The following is a 1,111-nucleotide window of genomic DNA, read 5'->3' as shown; positions in this document are numbered from 1 at the left end:
ACAAAATCAATGCACTCTAAAACCGGAAGAGCCACTATCTCGTCCTCATAGTTTCGAAAATTATTGGACGTGAGAAGCGCGGAACCCTTCTTTTCCCACCGATCTGCAGGAACTTCTGATTGTGACAGCTCCCAGGCGAGGAGATTTTCCTTAATATATTTGAAATAGCCGCCCATCTTGCGGACGTTCTCAGCAGGCAAAATGTATCCTGCGTAGCCAAAACAAGGATGAGTGTTGAACTTCGGATGATCGTGGCGGATGTAGGGGCCTTGGTGCCCAGATTCGTCGAGATAAGCAATAAGCATGAGCGTCCTCGTGATATGCTCAGTGGCCAAATCGCTTAAAGCGATTTGGCCACCGGAATTAGCGCGAAACGTGTGTTGCAACGCCGCCACTCGTCTGTAAGCTTACTGGGGTTTGGTCCCGGAAGCAAGTTGACCGTTCAGTATAACCTGAACAGGACGCTTGGGTTTTGGTGGTCTCGTTTCAAGAGGGTGGGGTGGCGCTACCGGCCGCTCCGGCTGTTGCATATCGCGGTAACTCATGTCCGGGGCAGGGCGCTAAATCGGACGGGGCCACGGCACTTAAGTCTTGAGGTTCTTACGTGCTGTCTGTGCTATTGCACTCTCTTTTCGGTCGGCGAGAGCGGAAGCGTCGTGTCTGGGGCGCCGCCGACGGGGATCAATGACCGTCGCTAGATACATCCAGCCCTGGCTGTGAAGTGCCCCGGGTTTTGTCCCTAGGCATGTGCCTTGATTTCCATCATTTCTTGACTTGGGTGGTGTTCCCAAAATTCGGCTTCGACTTCAGCCGGCGTGCGGTAGCCCAGGCTCTGGTGGAGCCTTGCCTCGTTCCACCAATTCACCCACTCGAACGTCGCGATTTCCACGTCGACCACGTCGGCCCACGAGCGCCTATGAATCAGCTCATTCTTGTAGGAACCGTTGACATTCTCCGCCAGAGCATTGTCGTAAGAATCACCAACAGTGCCGGTCGACGCCGTAATTCCGTGCTCAGCCCGGCGCTCGTTGTAGACGATGCTCACATAGTGTGAGCCGTGGTCTGAATGGTCAATCAAGCCCCACACACAAACAACTTGACGCTGATAATG

2 protein-coding genes are annotated in these 1,111 nt (G+C 53.9%); both read right to left on the bottom strand.

Translation table 11 applies throughout. The features are described from left to right. The coding region (locus tag HMPREF3153_RS01460) for a DUF3800 domain-containing protein (RefSeq protein WP_141740891.1) at positions 1 to 395 on the bottom strand (395 nt) is incomplete at its 3' end. Between the two features lie 344 nt (positions 396 to 739). Beyond that, positions 740 to 1,111 (bottom strand): integrase core domain-containing protein (locus HMPREF3153_RS01455; protein ID WP_210385538.1); only part of this gene is annotated, 372 nt, incomplete at its 5' end.

This window comes from Corynebacterium sp. HMSC06C06, assembly GCF_001807295.1.
GTDB classification, from domain to species: domain Bacteria; phylum Actinomycetota; class Actinomycetes; order Mycobacteriales; family Mycobacteriaceae; genus Corynebacterium; species Corynebacterium striatum.
Note: the sequence above shows the minus strand (reverse complement) of the source record. Positions and strands in the feature narration are given on the sequence as shown.